The organism is Ferdinandcohnia sp. GQ5, from assembly GCF_059759275.1.
Genome location: NZ_JCAXEW010000004.1, coordinates 85,198 through 108,159 on the forward strand (window position 1 = coordinate 85,198; position 22,962 = coordinate 108,159).

Below are 22,962 nucleotides of genomic sequence, written 5' to 3' on the forward strand. Positions count from 1 at the left end.
TCTGTTCAACGAGAAATGGCCACTGGGACAGGTACCCCCTCTGTGCTATACTAGATTCCATATTATGGTTTGGAGGGTCTTTTTTTGAATTTGATCTTAAATTTTTTTAAAAAGATGACGTTACAACATAAGTTGTTTTACATTATCCTTCTCCTTTGTTTTCTAGCTAGCATTGTGTTTGTCTATAACAATTATACTTTTTATGAACGTCCGATTGTTAAAGTTATTGAAGTAAGTTTGGAAGATGAGACGGAAATGGAGGATGGGCTTGAGAACAAAGACACATTGTTCACCCAGCATATCATTGGGGAAATAAAAAATGGCGAAGAAAAAGGAAGCCTGATTCATCTTGAAAATGAATACTCCTCCTCAAAAGCGTACGATTACGAATTTCGTGTTGGGAATGAATTGTTTGTCACGATTGATGTGGATAACAAAGGGGATACAGAATTAACTGGCACAATCCTTGAAGTTAAACGTGATAAATATCTACTAATTGTTGCTTGGATTTTTATTTTTATTTTGCTTATTGTTGGGAAAAAGCAAGGGCTGTTCTCTATTTTCAGCTTGGTAATCAACGCTCTCATTTTATCGTATGCCTTGGATCTTTATTTGGACAAACCGGACCGAAGTCTGTTAATGATATGCAGTATAGGTATTATTTTCTTTACGGTCATATCACTGTTACTCGTCAATGGTTTTAATGAAAAAACGTATAGCGCGATTATCGCAACCCTACTTGGCACTTTTGTTTCTTTAGCCGTTGCGTATCTAGTAATATGGTTGACTGCCGGTGAAGGTCTCCGCTATGAAGAACTGCAATTTATTACACGCCCGTATAAAACAGTGTTTATGGCTGGGTTATTTATTGGTTCCCTAGGGGCTGTGATGGATGTAGCAATTACCATGTCTTCTTCGATCTTTAGTTTGTTTGAAAAAAATAATAACATTTCCGTAAAAGCACTTGTGAAGTCTGGGTTGGAAATTGGGAGAGACATCATGGGAACGATGACAAATATTCTGTTTTTTGCATACATAAGTGGTTCGATCCCTTTATTGATTCTATATTTTAAAAATGCATCTCCATTCGGTTTTACTCTGAACATGAATCTTTCGCTAGAACTAGCCCGTGCACTAGCTGGTGGGATCGGAATTGTATTAACCATTCCGATTGGGTTGTACACGACGATATTTTTCATTAGCAGAAAGAGGGCGAGATTATGAATGCTTTAGTCTTACTTGCCGCCATTTTATTTATCTTAATGGCTCTTATCGGTGGAAAAAAAGGGGTACGGTCCTTTTTAGCATTGTTCTTTAATTTTGGTGTGCTCATGATTACGGTCATTTTTATGAATGATCCGAATATGAATCCGATTTATCTAACCCTAATAGCATGTGTTGCAATAAGTGGTATTAATCTTTTTTATATCAATGAAGTAAATAGTAAAACAAAAACAGCCTTTATTTCTACGATAATCACAACGGTCATACTGCTGTTGTTTATTATCGTGATTACCGACAAAACAATGATTCAAGGGTTTGGAGAAGAAGAAATCGAAGAGCTTGGTATGTTCTCACTTTATATTGGAGTCGATTTTGTAAAAATTGCGGCTTCCGTCATCATAATGAGTACCATTGGCGCCATTACAGATGCAGCAATTGCAATCTCATCGCCTATGCGTGAAATTTATTTCCATAATCCGAATCTAAGCCGCAAGGAATTATTTGCTTCTGGATTAAGCATAGGAAGGGATATCCTTGGTACAAGTACCAATACATTATTCTTCGCCTTCTTTGGAGGCTATCTTGCCCTATTAATTTGGTTTAAGGATTTACATTATTCAATGGGTGAAATCGTAAACTCAAAGATATTTAGCTCTGAAATGGTGACGATTCTTATAGCCGGAATTAGCGTAACTCTTGTTATTCCCATTACCGCATGGATTACGGCCTACTTCTTCGTGAAAAAAGCAAACTAAATTGTGGCGGGTCACAAGAACAGGTCTGTAGTAACAACTGGGACAATGGACCTGCCCATCCGTCCCTAATCCCTTTTTGTTAGAAAGGTATCTAGTTTTTGGATGACGTCACTACTCATATAGGGCTCTATTTTTTTTACTTCTTTTTTAATGTTCTCTTCTTTCACTTCAATTAGTTGAAAGAAACGGAAGAGGACTTCGTGATTTACTGCCAATTGTTTGGCGAACTTTTCTCCTTTTTCTGTGAGGGTAATAATCCCATATCGTTGAAAATCAATCAGGCCCTCCTCCTTCAACTTCTTCGACATTTTTGACGCGGATGGAACGGAAACATTCAATGACTTTTTCTAAGATGTGTTTTTTGCTTGAAATGGTCTCCATCGGATTTATGAAGGATTTTTCAGATGTGCATTTTGCTCAAAATGGTCTTCATCGGGCTTATGAAGAACTTTTCAGACGTGTTTTTTGCCCGTTTTGGTCTTCATCGAACTTATGAAGAACTTTTCAGGCGTGTTTTTCGCTCGTTTTGGTCTTCATCGAACTTATGAGGAACTTTTCAGGCATGTTTTTTGCTCGTTTTGGTCTTCATGCTTACATAACACATACTATAACTTTAACTAAATCCATCTCATGCAAAAAACCAATTCCCCTCCATTTGGGAATTGGCTCTTTGCGATTGAAACACAGGAACAGGCGGAACAATAGATCTGTCTCTATAGTGCTTCTTTTATGATTTTTTTGTAGTACATCACAGATAGGATACCGAAGATGGAGTAGAGCAGAGTGTATAGGACCATAACGATAATCATTGGTGTCCATAGTTCGGTTCCGAAGAAGAACCAGCCTGATTTTACTGCAAAATAACTGTGAGATAACCCAACCACCAATGGTATTCCAAAGTTATATAATTGTTTGATCTTGATACCATTTATCAGGTCCGACCTTGTGAAACCTAATTTTCGCAAAATCGTGTAACTTCCTTTTTCCTCTTCGCCTTCATCCATCTGTTTGAAATAAAGAATACAACCTGAGGTAACTAAGAAGACCAATCCAAGAAATCCGACGATAAACATGATCATACCCATATTTCTTTTTTGGTTGGTAAAGGCATCTAATTGTGATTCGTGCCCCGCCCACTCTGCTAAGTCTAATTCATTAAAAAGATCGTTTGCCTTTTGTAGGTCATCACTTTTATCGATATCAATCCCAATGGATTTAGAAAATTCATTGGTTACTTCTGGGTCTAGATCGGAAGCTAATTGCTGATAAACTTTATCATCAACAACCGCGACCGGTAACCCTCCATTTGTTAAGCGTAATGGAAGTACATTTTTTCCTTCAAATCCTAAAAACTCTAAATCAATCGATGTTGTTTTACCTTTCACAGTAAATTTCCCTTGATTAAAAGTCATAAATGACTCGAGAGCAGAGTTATTATTTACAAATATTGATTCATTTTCAGCCACATCGAGACCATCAACCGAAGCATCTGAAACAACAACCAGTGGCATTTGATCGATACTATCCGAATTTGACGCTTGCTCAAGACTAATTTCGAGTATATTAGTCTGGTCTGAAATCACATGTAAAAACTCAACTTCTGTCTCCGAGTAGCCAATTTGATTTTTATCCAACGCTTCTACAAATTGACTGGCATGCTCCTCGTTCGGAATGGAAAAGTCGTAAACGACAGATTCCATTGCTGATTTTTCTGCTGAATAATACGAAATATACGTGAGTGACAGCAGTCCTAGAGATAGAGCCGAAACCGTTGTAATGACTGTCAGTAAAATAGAATTGGATCTCATACGAAACATAATCGACGACAAAGACAGTACTTTATTCACCGACAAATATCCGTTATTCTTTTTTCGTACCAGATTAAAAATAAACCGAATCGACCCTTTGTAAAAAAAGTACGTCCCGATAATAACGGACCCAAGGATAGCTATCATGGCAGTAAATAATCCGCCTACCGTGGTAAACTGTCCATCAAATAATTTCGTTGATAAATAATAGCCAAAGATGATGAGCCCAAGTCCGAGAACACCAATCACTACTTCAAGTACGGAGACCTTACGTCTTTTATCTTCTGTTGTTGAAGTCGTATTGAACAATGATAAAATTTCCTGTTGTTTAATAAATAATGCATTTATTGCCATGATCACCACATAAATAGCAGCAAACACTAGCACCGTTTGAACAAGAGCTTCAGGAGAAAAGCGGAGCTCCGCAACCTCATTGATCCCAATGACTTTTAACAAAATCATCATTACAAGTTTTGAAGATACAAAACCTAGAAAGATCCCTATTATCATGGAACCGAAATACAGAATCATGTTTTCGACACTTAAAATCCAAAATGTTTTTCCTTTTGAAATACCGACTAATTGGAACAACCCAATTTCCTTCCCACGACGCTTAATAAACAACGTATTAGCATAAACGAGAAAGACCATGACGATGCCTATGAGCGTCACAGACGCAGCCTTCATCGCAGCAGCGCCCTTAATTGACCCCGCCGCTTCATCCATTGCTGGGTCGTACTGCAACGTGACAAAGGCAAAATACAACGAAACACTAAAAATGAGTGCAAACACATATAAATAATAGTTTCTGATGTTCTTTACTAGATTTCGGAAGATGAGGCTTTTAAAGCTCATGCTGCACCCCACCTAACACAGCCTGGGTCTTAATGATATCGTTAAAGAAGTCCTGTCTGTTCTCCTCGCCTCGATTTAATTTCGTAAAGATTTGCCCATCTCTAATAAAAATTACCCGGCTACAGTAGCTTGCTGCTTGTGGGTCATGGGTGACCATCACTATGGTTGATTCCCGTTTTTCATTTAAGTAACTTAGTTTGTTTAGCAAGTCTGAAGCCGACTTCGAATCAAGCGCCCCTGTTGGTTCATCCGCAAAAATAATACTTGGTTCATGTACGAATGCACGTGCTGCTGAAGCCCGCTGCTTTTGACCTCCTGAAATCTCGTTCGGGTATTTATCTTTCACTTCAAAGATTCCTAATTCCTTTGCCACATCCTCAAACATGACTTGGGCAGCCCTCGGTGAAATCTTATTTACTGTTAGTGGTAGCATAATATTTTCTTTGACTGTTAATGTATCTAATAGATGATATTCCTGAAATATAAACCCGAGGTGTTGTTTGCGAAATTCAGCGAGTTGTTTGTCTTTCATGCTTGTGAATTCCTTGCCTTCCACTCGGATAGACCCTGAACTCACGCGGTCAATGGATGAAAGTACGTTTAGTAACGTAGTTTTACCAGAGCCTGAAGGACCCATAATTCCTACAAATTCGCCCTTTTTAACCTCGATATCGATTCCTTTAAGAACCTCTTGGCGGTTCCACTTGTTTCCGTATGTTTTTACAATCTTATTCGCTTCTAAAATGTTCAATTGTATCAACTCCTTACCTATAGCATAGACGGGGTTCGTCTCATTTTCCTTCGAATCACCGAACAAAATATGAAAGCATGTGACATTCTTGTCACATGCTTGTTAGCTTAAGGATATCGTTCTTTTTCGGGAAGAGTAGTGTAAATGTTGTTCCCTCTCCATATATAGAATGGACATCTATACTAATTTTTAACGACTTTGCCGCATTTTTTGTGAGGTAGAGACCCATTCCTGTTGCCGCATGATCCCGATGGTCCGTTGTAGACGTGAAGCCTTTTTCAAATATGCGTGGAAGGTCTTTCTCCTTAATGCCACGTCCGTAATCTTTAATTTCTAAGACCACTTGATCAGCCTTTTGATAGCTGCGGATTTCGATATCTGCATTTTCACTATATTTTACCGCATTGGTTAGGAGTTGCCGTAATATAAATTGAAGCCACTTTCCGTCAGAAACCACTTCTGAAACCTCTAGCGACATATCAAAGCCAATCCCCTTTTGAAAACACCATGATTTTAATGATTGAATTTCTTGAATGAGTAACCCTTTCAAATTCACCTTTTCGATATACAAGTCGTTTTCCATGAAAGGGATTCTCCGCCCGTGCAACTGAAGGTCAAGAAGCAAGTGAATCCGAAGCCATTCTGACATGAGCTGCTCTTTTAACGTGTGGTCCTCGACCCGTTCAATCATTAATTTCATCGTTGTTAGTGGCGTTTTTACTTCGTGAATCCAAGATAATAAATCATCTTTTTCCTGTTCAACACTTGTTGCGTAACGACTTATTTCTTTTTTATAAAAATGGTGATGCTGGTTAAGAGCCGATTCTACCATTTTTTCAAATGGTGTGTTACTTTCCTTGAGACTCTCGATACCTACAGCTGGGTCCCACTCTTCTATATTTTTATAAAAAGCAGCTTCCCGATTGTAACGAATGACGAGAAATAAAATAAAGACGACGAAAAAGACAAAAACAATATAGAGAACAGAACGAAAAGCCAGGGATGAATCAAGATAGCCAATTAATAGGATCAACACTTGAAGAAAACAGAAAAACAGAATCCAACTGCGCCTCTCAACGAGAAATTTCTTGATCATTTATGCGCCATCCTCTTCCCTAGCCAAATATCCTTGTCCGACTTTTGTTTCAATATATTGCCCTAGGCCGATTTCATCTAGACGCTTTCGTAGTCGATTGACGTTTACGGTCAGGGTATTGTCACTTACAAATCGTTCATCATCCCACAGGCTTTTGATGAGCTCCTCACGACTGACGATTTGGTTTACATGATCGATTAGGATTTTCAAAATAAACATTTCATTTTTTGTTAATTCAATTGTTCCATTGTCCTTTTGCACGGTGTTATTTACGTAATCAACAGATGCCCCATTCCAAATTTTCAAATGAATTTGCTGTTCAAGGCTATAGTTGTAGACTCGTCTAAGCACAGCCTGAATTTTCGCAATGAGTACATCAAAATGAAACGGTTTCTGGACAAAGTCATCCGCTCCAAGCTGCATCGACATGACCATATCCGTTGGATGATCTCTCGACGACAGAAAAATAATTGGGACCTTCGAATGCGTTCGAATCATCCGACACCAATGAAAGCCATCAAATTTCGGCAGCTGAATATCGATAATGACCAGGTCAGGTTGAGTTCTAGTAAACTCCTTCATCACATTACCGAAATCACCGATTCCGTAGACATCATATGACCACTGCATCAACCGCTCCCGAATCTCATTAAACAACGTCACATCATCTTCAATCAACAAAATCTTAAACATGCAACCACCATCTTATCTGGGACACAGGGACAGGTCCCGCGTCCCACCATTTTATGGGAAACACTCCCTCATACTCCACTATAATAATACCATAAACTACCACAAAAAGGCCTGAACCCTATGATGGATTCAGGCACTATACTTTATCCCGTCGTAACCAAAAGTTTGTTTACTTACTCGTGTCATTGACAGTACCCATGCTCTTAATATCTACTTCAACAGTTACATTGATATCAGCTTCGGATAGTGCTTGACCCCAGTTATCCTCTACCTTTTTAAATTCTTTATACTGATAGGCTCTAGCGTAGATCCCAAATCCGAACGGGTCGACTTTATGACCTTGAATTTTTTTAAACAGTTCCTCATATCCCGTTTTCAACCGATCCTCAATTGTTTTCTTGAGTTCCTTTTCATGAGATATCATATCTACTGGTAATAAACTTTCAAGAATAGCGACGGACATCGAAATTTTAACATCAAACTTAAATCTGTCCTCGTCATGCGACGTTTTAACCTTGGACTTCACCGTTTTTACTTCAAAACTCAAATCATTTTTATGAAAAATCCCCTCCTCCTTTTCAGCCGGAATCGTAATGGTCGTATAACTAATTTGATGTTTCCGATTATGCTTTAAAAAGAGGTATAACGTGGATTCCGATAAATCAAGTGAATCCACATATTTCCCACGATTGTTAAGTAAGGCGGTTCCAGTTACTTCAACCTTTTTACCCTTTTTCACATTGGCTAAAGCTGGTGTCACTCCCTTGTCAAAAAACTCAGAATGAAGTTGTTGAAGCGTCCCTTTTTCGGTTCGTGTTCGTTTATGATTTTTATCAATATCATTTTTCAAGTACACCGCAAGAAGTGCATTGCTTTCCGGATTATAATTGACGACATCCGATACTTGACCGTCCACAATAACCACTCTTGTATTGATCGAAAAATTACTGTTCCGGTACATTGTATCTAGTATAGGAAACCAGTCCCCATGTTCCACAACCCGTTTTCCCAGTAAAAGGATCTGGATTTTGGCAGCCGATACCTCGCCACCTGTCACTGCATCAAAAAATTTTCTAGAATCTCGAATGGTATCAGCCTTAGTGTGGTATATATCCCTTTGCGACTTTGCCCCCTTACTAAATACAGGGCTTGACTCATAAAAAATGAGGTTATTGTCCTCATCCAGATCAATCCCAAGGACGAAGACAATCGTCGTATCCTCCAATGGAACCTGGTATCCACAGCTCGTAAGCATCATTAAAAGTGAAACACACAAAAGTGGAAGAACGTAACGTTTCATTTCAAGCTCCTCCTCTTCATTAGCCCATGTATGAGGACATACCCCCATAAACAAATCGGGAAAACATACGAAAAGAGATAACTTATTCTGTGTATTTCCTTAGCCAAAATTAAATCCATACGTACTGAGGGAGGAAACAATAAAACATAAATTACACTTATGACCAGGAACCAGAATAATGGTTTTGAGTGATCCACTTTTCCAAATATCCAACTTGTACTAAACACAGATACGAACATAAGTGGAAGGACTTTTGTAGACATCACAAATATATAAAATGCAAATACTACAATCTCCAATCGTTCGATAAAGGTCAATTCAATTACTTTCAAGACTGTGATGGTTGGTTCATTAAATTTTGTAATTTCATCAGGACTAAAGACCACAAATGCTCCAAGCGTTATAATTAAATAGGCAATCATTGTAATGGTATTCGCAATAACAACTCCAATTGAGGCATTTTCCTTTTTTTCTAAAAAGGGATAAAGGTAAAAAGCGATATCAAATCCAACATAGATAATAATGCTGATTTTTAAAGTTTTCACGACGGGTTGCCAGCCTTCCTTTAAAAGAGGAAGAAGGTTTAGAATTTGGCCCTCCTTAAAAGAATATACATATAAGACAAGAATCCAAATCGTCATTAAAAAAACTACCACCGAATATCTGCCTATAATTTGAATATTGTTACGAACCAATAAATACGATGGGATCGATAACAAAATTAATAATAAAAATATAGAAACTCTTGGTAAGACCCAAGCTTGTATAAACATCGCCTCTGTAATAAAAGAATAGAGTGCTAATAAACCAAAATACACAGCCAGGATACCCCCACCCACTTTAGCAGCCCACTTACCAAAGTAATGTTTCAACAGGTCAAGAATCGTTCCATTCGGGTATTTTTTCATAATTTGAATAATAATTAAACTAGTAATTGTAGCAATGAACCATCCTATTATTATGCCAATCCACCCATCAGTCCCTGCCTTTTCTGCTACATCTCTAGGTAAGGTAAGGACGCCAACGCCTACTTGAACACCATGAATTAATAAGATGTACTGAACGATTGATATTTGTTTACCTTGAACATTCATCATTTTTTGTCTTCCTTTGGACGAATAGAATCCGCCCTTCTCAATTGAATAGCTAAAGAACTAACCGGACGCTTGGTGATTGACCATTGTGGAAAGCGTATAAACAAATCCTTCCAGTCTTGAATTCTCAAGGGAGAAACTGGACTAGTATAGGAGACACCAAGCGATTTTAGCTCAATTAAATGGATTAGTAATGTCATTAAACCTACACTTAATCCAACAAATCCAAATAAAGATGCCATAATCATCATTGGAAATCGAATAAGCCTGATGGATGCACCCATTTGATAATTTGGAATGATAAAAGAGGCAACTGCAGTTATGGCAACAACAATGACCATAATATTACTAACGATTCCAGCCTGTACAGCCGCCTGTCCAATCACAATACCACCGACGATTCCAATGGTTTGCCCAATTTTGGCTGGGAGTCGAATTCCGGCCTCACGTAACATCTCCAGGGCAATTTCCATAATTAATGCCTCTATAAACGGCGGAAATGGTACCCTTTCTCGCGACACCCCTATAGACATTAGCAATTTTAAAGGAATCACCTCAAAATGAAAGGCTATGATTGCGATATAAGTCGCTGGTAGAAAGATTGCCGTAAAAAAACCAATATACCTTAACAGTCGGATAAAAGAGGCGACCAACCAACGCGACGTATAATCATCTATGCTCTTAAAAAAGGAAAAAAATGTAGATGGCGCAACTAAAACATTAGGTGCCCCATCCACCACTATCACAATTCTTCCCGCTAAAATCTCCAAAGTGGCAAAATCAGTACGCTCTGTAACAAGAAGTTGTGGGAATGGCGAATAGGGATTATCCTCTATGTATTCTTCTAATATGATACAATTTGTAATACTATCAACCTTAACCTTTTGAAGACGGTTTTCAAGTTCCTTAATTAAATCCGGATTGGCAACATCGTCTAAGTATAAAAGGGAGACCTTCGTTTTCCCTCTTTCACCAATGCTATAATCATTTATTTTTAAACGTTGATTTTTAATATGTTTTCGGATGAGTGCAATATTTGTACTTCCAGATTCAGTAAACCCAATGTGTTCACCATAAATGGAAGACTCAATCGGGGTATCCTCAATTGATCGCTCCGGCCATTTTCCAGTATCTAAAAGGAATGCAACTTGGGACCCATCCATAAATAAGACGCTTTTTCCTTTTAAAATTTCGTCCGTGACTTTTGACCATGTATTCACTTCCTTGATATGGGGGACCGATACCTTAGGTGTTAAATCCTCATGAGTAGTATCAACATGAAATAACAATGGTCTTAGTACATGCTCACTGACCACCGTAGAATCTGTAAGTTCACCTAAATAGACGAGTGCAGCTTTCTCATTTGTTTGTTTAATCACAATGTTGGTCACGACTAAATCTGGTGTTTTACTAAAAATGCTTTGTATCTCATTGATGTTATCTATTAAATTCAAGCTGATCAGTTCCGCTTGTGGTTCTGAATTTTCGTTAGGGCTCGTTGGTTGCTGTTGTGTTTCCTTTTTATACTTTTTAAAAAAAGACATATGAAAACCACCTACGATATGATGGTTTAGTATGCGACAAAAACTGGAAAAACATGCAAAAAGGGAACCGGGTCAATGACCGGTTTTTCAACGTTGAATGGTTGCACCTATAATGTTTTGTAATAGTTAGCCCAATGCGACGTCAAGTATCATCATCACAACAAATCCAATCATTAAACTCATGGATGCGAGATCTTTATTGCCTTTTTCCTGAGAACTTGGAATGACTTCTTCTGCGACAACAAAAATCATCGCACCAGCCGCAAAGCTTAATGCGTAAGGAAGCAATGGTTCAATGAAGGATACCGCAACTGCCCCAACAACTGCAGCAATCGGCTCGACCATCCCTGAAAATTGCCCGTAAAAGAAGCTCTTTCGACGGGACATGCCGTCCCCTCTTAACGGCATTGAAACCGCAATACCTTCCGGAAAGTTTTGAATGCCAATTCCAAGGGCCAAGGTCAAGGCACCCGCTAAAGAAGCTTCCGTCCCTCCATTAGCAAGGGCACCAAACGCGATTCCAACAGCCAATCCCTCAGGAATATTATGAAGTGTAATCGCGAGAACTAAGAGCGTACTTCGCTTTTGTCCTTTTGGATGTAAGCCTTCTGCGTCATTGATAGGTGCATTTGGGTGAAGATGAGGCAAAATCTTATCAATTCCCCATAGAAAAATGCCCCCTAACAGGAATCCGAGCGCTGCGGGAAACCAAGCACCAATTTGATTGTCGCTGGACATCTCAATCGCTGGTCCCAAAAGCGACCAATAGCTAGCAGCAATCATTACGCCTCCAGCGAAACCTAACATACTATCCAAAAGACGCTGATTGATCGTCTTTGTTGCAAAAACAAGGGTTGCCCCTAGTGCAGTCATCCCCCATGTAAACAAAGTTGCAATCAACGCTTGCATAACCGGATGAAAATTCTCGAAAAAGTCTACCATACTCAAGAACTCCTTTTTAACCAATTACATGATAGTTTAGCTTAACCAATCTTAGGGTAAATTATGGGGCAGGGTTGGGTACGAGGTGGAGTTGGACAGATACAGATTGAGTTTTCGGGTTTTCGGACAAACTTTTCCGGTTATCCTACAAAGATTCATGGTTATCGGAAACAGGCTCCAGGTTATTGGACATAAATAAAGGTTAACGGACACAGTTTCCCTTTTATCGGACATAAACTGATGGATATCGGACACAAGCTCCCTTTTATCGGACATAAATTAAAAGATATCGGACAAAAGAGTAAATTTATCGGACAAACCATCGTCCATGGCTAATTTCACAAAAGAATAGCCTGCTTGCTATAATTAGTAGAAGAGAGGTGAGATCATGCAAAAACTAGTTTTTGAGGACGCGTGGGATCGGACGATTTCACAGAACGATCGTGATATAATCCAACAGCTTTTTAGTAAGGAGACCCCGGAAAAAGGAGTTGGTTTTACACCCTTCCGGATTGCAGTAAATCACAAAAACGAACAATTAGTAACCGCCATTATTCATAATCGAACGCCACAAAATCTTGTATTTGAAAATACATCGCTACAGCTTTTTGATGAAAAAAAACTCCTGGCTGAGCACGAATTTACCCTTCCTGCCCTCCAGGTGCCACCTGAAACCAGCATGCCGTGGACTTTTATTTTTCCACCTGATAGTTTTCAAATCCTAAATTCAATCGAACATGTGACACTTAAACTTAAAAAAGAGAAGTAGACTCCATTTTTGAATCTACTTCTCTTTTCTTTATTGGACTAGACCTTTTGTAATGTACCTTAATCCATGCAATCTCATATCAGAGGAGTACTCAGTGCTTTTTGTCCATGCTTTGACCTTAGTGACTTTCCTATATCTACTTTTGAACTTTCGTTCGCAGAAAAGGGCTTTAAGTGAACAGCAAATTGGAAATTCTCGTTTTTTAATCGGTATGGTTCGTCTACATCTGGCCCACAGCTAGCCGACCCAAGACCATGCTGTTGATGATCCAAGTTAAACGTGATAAAATCCTGCTTTATCAAATCATATGTGTGCTGAGCCTTATCCAGATTTTCCGTTGTATAATAATGAGCACTGAAATCAATTGTTGGTTCACCCGCTACGACAAATCCTATTCCTTCAGTATTTGTCAAAGTCAACCAGCGAACTTCATGGCGATTGCCATTTTCCTGAGGATAGATATATGGAGTATACAGCTCCTCCACCTTTTTATCAAAAACGCCAATTCGCGTGGCCTGCCTACTGTCGCTGTAGGCTTCGCCCGGACCTCTTCCATACCAGGACACATCATCTAAATAAACTGGCAACCTCATTTGCAAGCCAATCCGTGGTAATGTTATCGGGCCACTACCTTCTGGACATCCTTTCACAGTAATAGATATTTCACCATTGCTAGATATTGTATACGTATAAGTAACACGAATTCCCCAGGATAAAATTGGCGGTGCAATTCGAACGCTAGAAGTAATCACTACCTGATCGCTGGTTGGTTGTTGCCACTCCACGCCATCTACACGATGTTGCAGCCAATGCAGGCCATATTTCTTCCATTCAGACGCTGAACGGTGATCATTATCAATTAACGCCCTCCACAAGTTAAGCTTTGGTCCTTCTTCCATAAGGTTAATATCTCGATAAGACCATGAATCCATCTTCCCATAAACGAGATTAAACTCAATCTGAAAGTCCTCACCCTGTACTAAAAGCTGATTATTCTTTTCAAGACATGATAGAGGTTGATGGAAAGATGGAACAATCTCCTTTTCAATCGTACTCGTTACAGGTAATTCAAACTGCGTCCAAGCAATTTCATGTCCTGTTTTTGCCCATAGCGCATCAGCTGCCAAGGTAAATTGAAGGTTTAACCAAAAGTCTGTATCAGGTTGGAACAGTTCGGGAAGCTTGTATGGAATTGCAAGCGTCATCGTTTCACCTGGTGCAACTTCAGGAGCTGGTATCACACCATTGTCAATAACCTTTCCATCTGATTCAACTGACCACGATAAATGTAAATGACTCAAGGAAATAAAGTCATAGAGGTTCGTGATACGTACCTTTCCATTATTTAAATCTACAGCCTCGACATGAACAGGTTCAATCACTTTTTTATACTCAATTAGTCCCGGAGACGGTGTTCGATCAGGCATCACAAGCCCATCAATGACAAAATTATAATCATTCGGGGTATCACCAAAATCTCCGCCGTAAGCATAGTATTCTACTCCATCTTTTGTTTGAAGACGAATCCCATGATCACACCATTCCCAGACAAAGCCACCCTGTAAACGTTTGTATTGGTAAAATAGATCCCAATACTCTTTGATTCCACCAGGTCCATTTCCCATCGCATGGATATATTCACAAAGAATATGCGGCTTGCTTAAATCCGTTCTTTGCCCCAGCTTTTCCAAAATGTCAATAGAGGTGTACATCGTTGTATGTATATCGGAAACAGTTGGATCTCTTTTTGGATCATCACCGTATTGATTCATGATGCTTCTCGTTTCACCTTCATAGTGAACAAGGCGTGTTGGGTCATTTTCTTTGATCCATTTACCCATTGATTCATGGTTACAGCCAAATCCAGATTCATTCCCTAATGACCACATAATAATAGAAGGATGATTTTTATCGCGTGCGACCATTCGTTTAGCCCTATCTAAATACGCTTCTTCCCACTCTGGATTATCACTTAACTGATTTCCATTACCAGCACGTTCGAAGCCATGGGTTTCTAAATCTGCTTCATCGATAACATAAAGACCATAAACATTACAAAGATCATAGAATCTCGGATCATTTGGATAATGAGCTGTTCTTACGGCATTAATATTATTCTGTTTCATCAGAATGACATCCTTCTCCATCATAGCGAGAGGTACAGCCCTACCTAAATCTGGATGATGGTCATGACGATTTACACCCTTGAATTTAATGGCCTCACCATTAATGAGGCAAACTCCGTCCTTCAATTCCACCGAACGGAAACCAGTTCTATTCGGTATCACCTCAATCTGATTTCCTGAATGATCCTTCAACGTAATCAACAAATGGTATAAATAGGGGTGTTCCGCTGACCATTTTTCTGGACTCTCTACTGGAATATCGATATGGAAACTTGCTTTTTGATTTTCCGGCAGAACCACCTGTTTAGACTGTTTGGAAACCAACTTTCCTCCCTGATCAAGAAGGCGGTATTCGAGTTGATATTTTTCAAAAGCTTGACAAGTATAGTTTTCGATTACCGTATCGATGGAAAGGATCGCATCTTTATACTGGCCATCCAGATTTGTTTTGACAAATAAATCTTGAATATGGACCTTTGGTTTTGCTAATAGATACACATCTCTAAAGATCCCACTTAACCACCACATATCCTGATCTTCTAAGTAACTGCCATCAGACCATTGATAAACCCTGACAGCTAATGTATTCTCACCTTCCACAATATATGAAGTGATATCAAATTCAGATGGAATCCGGCTACCTTGGCTGTAACCAACTTCCTGACCATTAACCCAAACGTGAAAAGCGCTGTCTACTCCCTCAAACCTCAATATCATTTTTTTCTGAAGCCATTCTGTTGGAATGTAAAAATTACGTCGGTAAGACCCGTTTGGGTTTTCTGTTGGAACGTATGGTGGCTCAACCGGAAACGGATATTGAACATTTGTGTAATGCGGCTTTCCGTATCCATTCATTTGCCAATGTGAGGGAACCATGAGACTATCCCACTCACTCACATCAAAATCATTTTTATAAAAATGCTCGGGTGCGAGTTTTGGGTTTTCAGCATAATGAAATTTCCAACTTCCATTTAATAATTTAAATCCTTCGGAATTTCCTCTTTCGTATGTTAACGCAGATTGTTCATCTGTAAACGATAGAAAGTAGGCGCGTTCAGGCAATCTTCCCCTTTGTAGGACATTTATGTTTTCCCAGTCATTTTTCTTAACCATTCAAATCCCCCCCAAATACCTTTTGAAATTCAATATTTCCTCTATCTTAATAAGATGATAAAACGCACGAAAACCCTTTCAATCTACCACTCTCTAAAGAATAGCACCTTATCTTAATCGATTTCTTAAATTATCTGTATGGATTAAAATAGTATTAGCATTCACTAAAAAAGTCTTAAGAGTTTTGTATATTTTGAATAGGGAAACGTCCGTGCATGTATACATTCAATTTCGTAGAAGTAATCTTTGATATTAAAAAAGACTCATGTAATCAATAACACGAATCTAGTATAAAAATATCAATAGCTTTTAACATTTATACATCATTCTTCTAATGTTTCTACATAGTAACAAGAAAATTCTTTTACGATTGGATTCTTCACAGACTCCTTGATTTTCAGTCTCAACTTACTGGATTTAATTTTGGGGATTTGTAAAATATAACGGTGGCCCATCGCCGTACCTAATGCAATCGAAATCCATTCGTTATCCACGAATGCCTCTAACTCAAATTTCCTTACACGTTCACCAAATCGAATCTCTTCCATTAACACAATGTGGTTGATACTTGTTTCTTTTTCCAGCGTTAATAGTAATTCTCTTCCACATCCCGAGGTCCTTCCCAATGGACTGGAAAATCTCCTTCTGATTTCATTCCCAAATTCTATTAACCGCTCTGCGTCCGGTTTCGGTATCAATCCCCGATTATCAGGGGAAATATTTAATAATAAATTTGTTCCATGACCAACAGAATGATAGTAAATATTCATTAATTCATCCAATGATCTTAAGTTTATCTCTGATTTTGGATGCCAGAACCATTGTAATTTACGAATGGGAACATCGCATTCTGCAGGGAGCCATTCGGGTGTCTCGGGTAGCCAATCCACTGTTTCGTTGGAAAACATACTGATTTTTGCAGCACTATTTGTATTCCAGCAAGGATATGGTGCCACTCCTTCTTCATTTCCCACCCATCGGATTGTTGGCTGTCCCATATTAAAGATCATGGCATTTGGCTGATAAGTCTTTATTATTCCGATCATTCTATCCCAATTATAAACTCTGCCTTCTGATCCTGCTCCATCAAACCAAACCTCAATCATTTGACCATATTGGGTCATTAACTCGGTAAGCTGCTGGCAATAGAAATCATCATAAGCTTCTTTATCATGATAGCAAGGTTCATGGCGGTCCCAAGGTGACAAATAAATCCCAAAGTGCATTCCTTCTTCTCGGCAAGCATCGGCACATTCACGAACAACATCACCTTTTCCATCTTTCCAAGGACTGGATTTCACAGAGTACTCGGTCGTCTCAGTTGGCCAAAGACAAAAACCATCATGGTGTTTTGCAGTTAGGATAAAGTATTTGAACCCTGCATCCTTGGCAAGCTTAACCCATTGTCTAGCATCTAATTCCATAGGATTAAAAAGTTGGGGAGAGTCGTTTCCATCTCCCCATTCTTGATTACAAAAGGTATTAATTCCAAAGTGACAAAAAATCCCTAAGTCAAGATTTTGCCACGCGATTTGACTTTCCGTGGGCAGGGCTAATTTGACCTTATTCATTCGTTTCACGCCCTTTGACTTTTTAGTAAGGGGTTCTGGAGTCGATTTCAATTATCCCAGAACAGGTTTTTCCACAAATGTAATCAATCGTTTTTGCTCATGTAATTCAAATAGGGCAAGCCCTTTCTGGAACGATTCGAAAATAATGCTTTGTCCTGCTTAATAACCGGGTCTCTTTGCCATCCATAAAATGATCTTTCATTAAATATAAATGGTGACTAATAAACCTTCTACCTTGAGCTTATATCTGCGATTAAAGATTTATCTTTAATCTTTTGGTTAATCTGTTCCCTTTTTAACAGGTACCATTCGAGGTCTTTAGGATATTGGTCAAACGTGATTTCATCATCCAATCCTTCTTCCAAAAGGACTAAAACTTGATCTCTACCAATCAGGCTTTCTAGCAATTGAAGCGCCCTTAAGTCTTGTAGAGCTTCGTATAAAACCTCAAGTCTTATCGATTCGATTGGACCATCTTCACCAGGATAAACGAGAAAGGCATCCCCTGAAGGGAATGAATAATTAGCATCCGTATTTTTAAATGGGTCTATTGCTTTTTTTGAGTATTGTGAATACCAAAAATTATATCCCCAATGAAGAAAGCCAGCGATATTATATTTATACAGTTGTATCCCGAGAATCCGATTACGGAATGATGGCATCGAGAAGAATCGGTTTGCAACTTTTTTATATTGGGCACAGCAATAATATGTCCAAAGATTTTTTACACCATTTTCTAAAAATGGTTTGATATGATCATTGGAAGGAATCGGCGTTTTGACGAGCCCTTTTTCATAAAAGGTAAAATCTGAAAGTGCATCAATTACTGGAAAGTCTTCCAAGTGTTCTTGCAGAATTGAACTTGCTTTTTCATATGACTGAACTTGATCAAGATGCGGCTCATCGGATACATGGAAAAAACATTGGCTTTCTAATCCATTGTCTTTAATAAAATCAACTAACTCCGGAAGAAATTGATGGAGAAATTGACGGTATTCATTGCTTGTGGCATCCGTTTCCCAGCCGAAGAACCGTTTAAATTCTCCATTTTCAAGACCAACTATTTTCGGAGCGTGCCTAGCTCCCCATTGGGTAAAGAGATGGGAAAACTCAAAATGCTTTATACCTTGTTTTCTACACAGCTCAATCCATCTTTTGAGCTTTTCAAATTTGAAGGAGTAACTTTCTCCTACCTTTTCTACATCAACAAGCTGGACTGTTGGACGTTCTCCTCCGACCTCCGTATCTAAAGGAGGTGTAAATAACGGTGTTAGGATCATATTCATTCCATGTTTTGCTGCCGTATCAACAAATTGCTCAATTCTCTTCCAATGTTCCTCACTAAAGACCTCAACATTGTAATAGGTTGCCAAGCAATCGGTATGAAACCATTCTGTATGAATTAATTTTTGTTGGGGCAGTTCAGCCGGAATAACCTCTAATTCGAAAACTTCCTTACCAAGATATTCACCATTTTCCTTTTCAAAGATGATATCAATAAGGTATTTGTCCGGATCCATGTCTAATAGATTATCGACAGTAATCCAAAGCGAACGCCACTGTTTCGGAAAGGCTGTTAAACCATCCTTATTTTGATACTGATAAAGAGGATCTGGATATAATCCTGGTGTAGATTTAAGTATGAGATCATCATGATCGTGGTAACACGGTAATTCAGATGGAACCAATCCTACGGAACGTACCGTAATATTCTCTTTCAAAGCAGAGTTTATTCGTACTCTTATATTCTTTAATAAGGTGCTAGATTTATAGGCAACCTGGAAGGAGTACGTTTCGTTTAAAAGTGCTGAACCTTTTGTGACAGCCTTTTCATTTAACTCTTGAGTAGCAAAAACCTTCGTTAAAGAACTTAAACATCTCGTTAAAAATTCTAGCTCCATTAGCCATTCTCCACTCTTTCTCGTATTAGATTATAGTACCCTGCCTCTAACGCATACGTAAAAAATGATAAACCGCTCCGATCATTCCAGCATGATTAGATAGCTTGGCAAGTACAATCTCTGTATTCTTTTGAAAAGAAGGAAGCAAGTAGTTGTTGATTTCTGCTTGAACTTCCTGTAAAAAACGCTCCCCCCGAGCAGTGACCCCACCGCCGATGATGACTTTTTCCGGGTTGAAAATATAAATAAGATTTGAGATGCCAATCGATAAATAACGGTAAAACTGTCTGACAGCCTTCTGAATCTCCTCATCACCCTGATCGTATAAGTCAAAAATTTCTTTTCCAGTCCATGGCCGTTCTTCCTTATAATGATTAGCAAAATGAATTAATCCCGACACCGAGGCATTTTTTTCAAAGGGTTCTCCGTCAACAAGCATATAACCCCATTCCCCCGCACTGAATGAGTGCCCTGAATACATCTTTCCATCAATGACAATCGCTCCACCGATGCCTGTGCCCACAGTCAATGTAATAAAATCTCTTGAACCGTGATGACCTAGCCACATCTCACCAAGGGCCGCACAATCCACATCATTTCTAACTTCTACAGGCAGTCCAAGTGCCTCACTGACAAGCTTCTTAATGTCAATCCCCGTATAATGAGGGATTGTTTCACCGGCAGCGACAATCGTTCCCGTTTGGAAATTAACCTGTCCGGCCGTGCTAAGGGCAATTCCGCTGAGGGAATAATTTGCCACCATGGTTTTCCCCGCTGCTATTACTTTTTCAATGATTGCCTGACCGCCTATATGGGCTGCAGTGTCCATCATAAAGTGAGAAAGAATATCTCCATTTTCGGTTACAATCCCATACTTAATTTGTGTTCCCCCGATATCAAAGGCTAGGTAGTGCTTCATCCGATGCCAATTCTCTCTGCAAAAGTTTTTGTGATTAATTGCGGTCTTGTTATCGCGCCCCCCACTACGATCGACCAAGCGCCTAATTCCAACATTTTACGTGCTTGCTCTGGTGTTTGGATGCGACCTTCAGCAATGACTGGGACGGGTAATAGTTTGGAAAGCTGTTCGACTAGTTCAAAATCTGGATCTAGTTGTTTGGGACTATCATTGGTATAACCAGAAAGGGTTGTAGAGACCATATCCGCACCGCATTCCATCGCATATTCGGCATCCCTTACGTTTGCAATATCTGCCATTACTAACGTATTACTGTGCTCATGAATATAATTGACCAAATCCTTTAGGGTTTCACCGTTGGGTCGCTTGCGATAAGTAGCATCAAGCGCAATTACATCAGCCTCTACTGCCAATAATTCCTTTACCTCTTTAAGGGTTGCTGTAATATAAATTTCACTGTCTGGGTAATCGCGTTTGACCAGCCCAATAATTGGTAGACCTGTTTGTCTCTTAATAGCAGCCACATCCACAGCCGAATTACTTCGGATCGCCTTTGCCCCGCCATCCTTAGCTGCCTGAGCCATTTTTGCCATTATTTCAGAACCGTGCAACGGCTCATCTTCAAGTGCTTGGCAAGAAACGATTAAATCATTGTGTATTGACGAAAAAAAAGGATGATTCCTCATATCATCATCTCCTTATTAAAATTTAATACACGTTTGTCCTTCATTCGGTAATGAAGGACAATTTTCATAAAATAGTATGCTATTAATATATTTTTTCTACTTCAACAATATAAGTGTTGATCAATCGCAGAATACGATCATTTAATTCAGACAGGGAAGCATAATCCTGCTGAACGACTGGTAGTAATGGTAACCTCGGGGACCCCGTTTCAATATTTCTTAGTGATAAAATATACTTACAAGCACCGTATAAAGAAGGGTAACTTAATAACTTTTTAATCACGCTATTAATTTCAAATTGTAATTTCTGGGCCTTTTCAAATTCATTTGCTCGATACAATTTATCGAGCGTACAGAATAGTTCCGGCATTACTCCATACGTTCCGCCAATGCCACCGTCTGCTCCCATAATCCGGCCGCCTAAATATTGCTCATCCGGTCCGTTAAAAACGAGAAACTCTTTTCCTGCATTTGCTTTGAATTGTTGTAATTCATAGACACTTTCGCCTGACATCTTAATTCCGATTACCTTTTCTTGAGCAGCCATTTTTTGAAATAGCGATTGAGTCAAATTAAATCCTGTTGTCTGTGGAATGTTGTAAATAATAAATGGTAAGGAGGTGCTATCGATTATCTCCTGCCAATGTTTTTCAACCGATTGCTCTGACAAACGATAATAGATTGCTGGAACGGCTGATATCGCATGCGCGCCGCATTTTTCTGCATGAATCGCTAGCTCCCTGCTTTCTTCTGTTGAGTTTGCTCCAACATGGACGATTATGGTTAGCTCTCGTCCAACCTCCTGCATGACGGCCTCTACGACTCTCTTTCTTTCTTCCGTTGTTTGCAGGATTCCCTCACCAGAACTGCCTCCGACATATAAACCAGTAACTCCGCTATTTACATAAGAACGGGAAAGGTTTTTCACTCTTTCTTCACAAACCTCGCCTGCGTCATCATAGGCGGAATACATTGCAACAAATACACCTTTAAATTGGTCTAAATCCCATGTTTTCATGTTGCTATCCCCTTTTTGGATTTAAATTTTTTGTTATGAATACTATTTCTATAATTCTAGAAAAACACCACTAAAACGAAGGGCGATAAAATGAAGGTTAGCTAACGTTATTGTTTCATTACATCCATCTTTTTGTAGAAAGTTTTTATACCGAACTATTCGTTTGTCTGAATTTAGATACTTTCTGTTCCATTTTTGTAAAGGCTGAATTTGCTATCCACATTACTCCAAACGCTAGCAGACTGAAACTAAAGAATGGAAATAGTCCCGGAATAAGGATAATCACCATGCTAAATCCAACAGTAAGTGCAGCTATACTTGCGGTATGGAAAGGATGAGCAATTGCAATGATCAGTGCATGCTTAGCAACACTAAACAGCTTGATATCAAAATGAACATATACTGGAATCATTAATAAAACTGTCATTAAATATAGGATTCCCGCAATCCATATGGCAATGAATAAGACAATATCCATCATACTTTCTGACCCTTTGAACAGCTGGAAATAATAATAGATACTACAGCCCGTTAACGTGGTGACCCACCCCAAAAGATTGGTCTTTAGAAAGCCCTTACGGTACAATTCCCAAAAGGTCTTAAAAATTGGAACTTCCGTTTGTTTATTGATCCATTTCCGGCAAATCGCAAACATCGTAAAAGTTGCCGGGAATATGCCCCCAATGCCTAGACCCACAAGGCAGAATAATATCCAGATTAATTGAAGGACAAAGAACCTTGTGATCCATTCCATAATTGTGTTTAATTTCTCCATGTAGCCAGCTTGAAACATATTC

Annotated in this window: 19 protein-coding genes; 3 read left to right on the plus strand and 16 right to left on the minus strand. The window is 39.0% G+C overall.

Translation table 11 applies throughout. From position 1 onward, the window contains the following. Positions 1–84 precede the first annotated feature (84 nt). Together AC6CHV_RS06415 and AC6CHV_RS06420 are read left to right on the plus strand one after the other, a co-directional pair. The gene (locus AC6CHV_RS06415; RefSeq protein WP_498078358.1) at positions 85–1,224 is read left to right on the plus strand and encodes a YibE/F family protein; all 1,140 of its coding nucleotides are present in this window, start codon (positions 85–87) and stop codon (positions 1,222–1,224) included. Further along, entirely contained in the window at positions 1,221–1,979 is a 759-nt protein-coding gene (locus tag AC6CHV_RS06420) for a YibE/F family protein (protein WP_498078359.1), read from the plus strand. Before AC6CHV_RS06415 ends, AC6CHV_RS06420 begins: the two co-directional genes overlap by 4 nt. Before the next feature lie 65 nt (positions 1,980–2,044). Here AC6CHV_RS06420 and AC6CHV_RS06425 read toward each other — a convergent pair whose 3' ends face one another. From AC6CHV_RS06425 to AC6CHV_RS06465, 9 genes are all read right to left on the minus strand, one after another. Beyond that, positions 2,045–2,275, minus strand: coding sequence for an iron dependent repressor, metal binding and dimerization domain protein (locus AC6CHV_RS06425; RefSeq protein WP_498078360.1), 231 nt, complete (start codon positions 2,273–2,275; stop codon positions 2,045–2,047). Between the two features lie 417 nt (positions 2,276–2,692). Further along, the gene (locus tag AC6CHV_RS06430) at positions 2,693–4,642 is read right to left on the minus strand and encodes an FtsX-like permease family protein (RefSeq protein ID WP_498078361.1); all 1,950 of its coding nucleotides are present in this window, start codon (positions 4,640–4,642) and stop codon (positions 2,693–2,695) included. Beyond that, the gene (locus AC6CHV_RS06435) at positions 4,632–5,393 is read right to left on the minus strand and encodes an ABC transporter ATP-binding protein (RefSeq protein ID WP_341330102.1); all 762 of its coding nucleotides are present in this window, start codon (positions 5,391–5,393) and stop codon (positions 4,632–4,634) included. The genes AC6CHV_RS06430 and AC6CHV_RS06435 overlap by 11 nt, the downstream gene beginning before the upstream one ends. Positions 5,394–5,484: 91 nt before the next feature. Next, positions 5,485–6,489 (minus strand): ATP-binding protein, encoded by a 1,005-nt coding sequence (locus AC6CHV_RS06440; RefSeq protein ID WP_498078362.1) that lies wholly within the window; start codon positions 6,487–6,489, stop codon positions 5,485–5,487. Next, the gene (locus AC6CHV_RS06445; protein WP_498078363.1) at positions 6,490–7,182 is read right to left on the minus strand and encodes a response regulator; all 693 of its coding nucleotides are present in this window, start codon (positions 7,180–7,182) and stop codon (positions 6,490–6,492) included. A 169-nt stretch (positions 7,183–7,351) separates the two neighbouring features. Further along, positions 7,352–8,482 (minus strand): Ger(x)C family spore germination protein, encoded by a 1,131-nt coding sequence (locus AC6CHV_RS06450; protein WP_498078364.1) that lies wholly within the window; start codon positions 8,480–8,482, stop codon positions 7,352–7,354. Next, positions 8,479–9,579 (minus strand): endospore germination permease, encoded by a 1,101-nt coding sequence (locus AC6CHV_RS06455; RefSeq protein ID WP_498078365.1) that lies wholly within the window; start codon positions 9,577–9,579, stop codon positions 8,479–8,481. The genes AC6CHV_RS06450 and AC6CHV_RS06455 overlap by 4 nt, the downstream gene beginning before the upstream one ends. Further along, complete coding sequence (locus tag AC6CHV_RS06460; RefSeq protein ID WP_498078366.1) at positions 9,576–11,120, minus strand: spore germination protein; 1,545 nt, start codon at positions 11,118–11,120, stop codon at positions 9,576–9,578. Before AC6CHV_RS06460 ends, AC6CHV_RS06455 begins: the two co-directional genes overlap by 4 nt. A gap of 126 nt (positions 11,121–11,246) precedes the next feature. Continuing rightward, positions 11,247–12,062, minus strand: coding sequence for a ZIP family metal transporter (locus AC6CHV_RS06465; protein WP_440272871.1), 816 nt, complete (start codon positions 12,060–12,062; stop codon positions 11,247–11,249). A gap of 388 nt (positions 12,063–12,450) precedes the next feature. Between AC6CHV_RS06465 and AC6CHV_RS06470 the strand changes: the two genes are divergently transcribed. Next, positions 12,451–12,831: an SLAP domain-containing protein gene (locus tag AC6CHV_RS06470; RefSeq protein WP_498078367.1), complete on the plus strand. Its 381-nt coding sequence runs from the start codon at positions 12,451–12,453 to the stop codon at positions 12,829–12,831. A 74-nt stretch (positions 12,832–12,905) separates the two neighbouring features. Here AC6CHV_RS06470 and ebgA read toward each other — a convergent pair whose 3' ends face one another. From ebgA to AC6CHV_RS06505, 7 genes are all read right to left on the minus strand, one after another. Beyond that, a complete protein-coding gene (gene ebgA / locus AC6CHV_RS06475) occupies positions 12,906–16,070 on the minus strand; it encodes a beta-galactosidase subunit alpha (protein WP_498078368.1) in 3,165 nt (1,054 codons plus the stop codon). 323 nt (positions 16,071–16,393) lie between these two features. Next, positions 16,394–17,641, minus strand: a complete 1,248-nt coding sequence (locus AC6CHV_RS06480; protein ID WP_498078369.1) for an alpha-L-fucosidase — start codon at positions 17,639–17,641, stop codon at positions 16,394–16,396. Between the two features lie 230 nt (positions 17,642–17,871). Then, positions 17,872–19,542 (minus strand): glycoside hydrolase domain-containing protein, encoded by a 1,671-nt coding sequence (locus tag AC6CHV_RS06485; protein ID WP_498078370.1) that lies wholly within the window; start codon positions 19,540–19,542, stop codon positions 17,872–17,874. A gap of 46 nt (positions 19,543–19,588) precedes the next feature. After that, a complete protein-coding gene (locus AC6CHV_RS06490) occupies positions 19,589–20,461 on the minus strand; it encodes an ROK family protein (RefSeq protein ID WP_498078371.1) in 873 nt (290 codons plus the stop codon). Continuing rightward, entirely contained in the window at positions 20,458–21,147 is a 690-nt protein-coding gene (locus tag AC6CHV_RS06495; RefSeq protein ID WP_440272876.1) for an N-acetylmannosamine-6-phosphate 2-epimerase, read from the minus strand. The genes AC6CHV_RS06490 and AC6CHV_RS06495 overlap by 4 nt, the downstream gene beginning before the upstream one ends. A gap of 82 nt (positions 21,148–21,229) precedes the next feature. After that, positions 21,230–22,165, minus strand: coding sequence for a dihydrodipicolinate synthase family protein (locus tag AC6CHV_RS06500; RefSeq protein WP_498078372.1), 936 nt, complete (start codon positions 22,163–22,165; stop codon positions 21,230–21,232). A 145-nt stretch (positions 22,166–22,310) separates the two neighbouring features. After that, entirely contained in the window at positions 22,311–22,958 is a 648-nt protein-coding gene (locus tag AC6CHV_RS06505; RefSeq protein WP_498078373.1) for a DUF624 domain-containing protein, read from the minus strand. Between the last annotated feature and the right edge of the window lie 4 nt (positions 22,959–22,962).

Bases quoted from the DNA above. Each gene is read 5' to 3' on its own strand.
- AC6CHV_RS06465 (WP_440272871.1), bottom strand. From the start codon at position 12,062: ATGGTAGACTTTTTCGAGAATTTTCATCCGGTTATGCAAGCGTTGATT.
- AC6CHV_RS06495 (WP_440272876.1), bottom strand. From the start codon at position 21,147: ATGAGGAATCATCCTTTTTTTTCGTCAATACACAATGATTTAATCGTT.
- AC6CHV_RS06445 (WP_498078363.1), bottom strand. From the start codon at position 7,182: ATGTTTAAGATTTTGTTGATTGAAGATGATGTGACGTTGTTTAATGAG.
- ebgA (WP_498078368.1), bottom strand. From the start codon at position 16,070: ATGGTTAAGAAAAATGACTGGGAAAACATAAATGTCCTACAAAGGGGA.
- AC6CHV_RS06485 (WP_498078370.1), bottom strand. From the start codon at position 19,542: ATGGAGCTAGAATTTTTAACGAGATGTTTAAGTTCTTTAACGAAGGTT.
- AC6CHV_RS06490 (WP_498078371.1), bottom strand. From the start codon at position 20,461: ATGAAGCACTACCTAGCCTTTGATATCGGGGGAACACAAATTAAGTAT.
- AC6CHV_RS06420 (WP_498078359.1), top strand. From the start codon at position 1,221: ATGAATGCTTTAGTCTTACTTGCCGCCATTTTATTTATCTTAATGGCT.
- AC6CHV_RS06430 (WP_498078361.1), bottom strand. From the start codon at position 4,642: ATGAGCTTTAAAAGCCTCATCTTCCGAAATCTAGTAAAGAACATCAGA.
- AC6CHV_RS06500 (WP_498078372.1), bottom strand. From the start codon at position 22,165: ATGAAAACATGGGATTTAGACCAATTTAAAGGTGTATTTGTTGCAATG.
- AC6CHV_RS06450 (WP_498078364.1), bottom strand. From the start codon at position 8,482: ATGAAACGTTACGTTCTTCCACTTTTGTGTGTTTCACTTTTAATGATG.
- AC6CHV_RS06455 (WP_498078365.1), bottom strand. From the start codon at position 9,579: ATGATGAATGTTCAAGGTAAACAAATATCAATCGTTCAGTACATCTTA.
- AC6CHV_RS06440 (WP_498078362.1), bottom strand. From the start codon at position 6,489: ATGATCAAGAAATTTCTCGTTGAGAGGCGCAGTTGGATTCTGTTTTTC.
- AC6CHV_RS06470 (WP_498078367.1), top strand. From the start codon at position 12,451: ATGCAAAAACTAGTTTTTGAGGACGCGTGGGATCGGACGATTTCACAG.
- AC6CHV_RS06480 (WP_498078369.1), bottom strand. From the start codon at position 17,641: ATGAATAAGGTCAAATTAGCCCTGCCCACGGAAAGTCAAATCGCGTGG.
- AC6CHV_RS06460 (WP_498078366.1), bottom strand. From the start codon at position 11,120: ATGTCTTTTTTTAAAAAGTATAAAAAGGAAACACAACAGCAACCAACG.
- AC6CHV_RS06505 (WP_498078373.1), bottom strand. From the start codon at position 22,958: ATGTTTCAAGCTGGCTACATGGAGAAATTAAACACAATTATGGAATGG.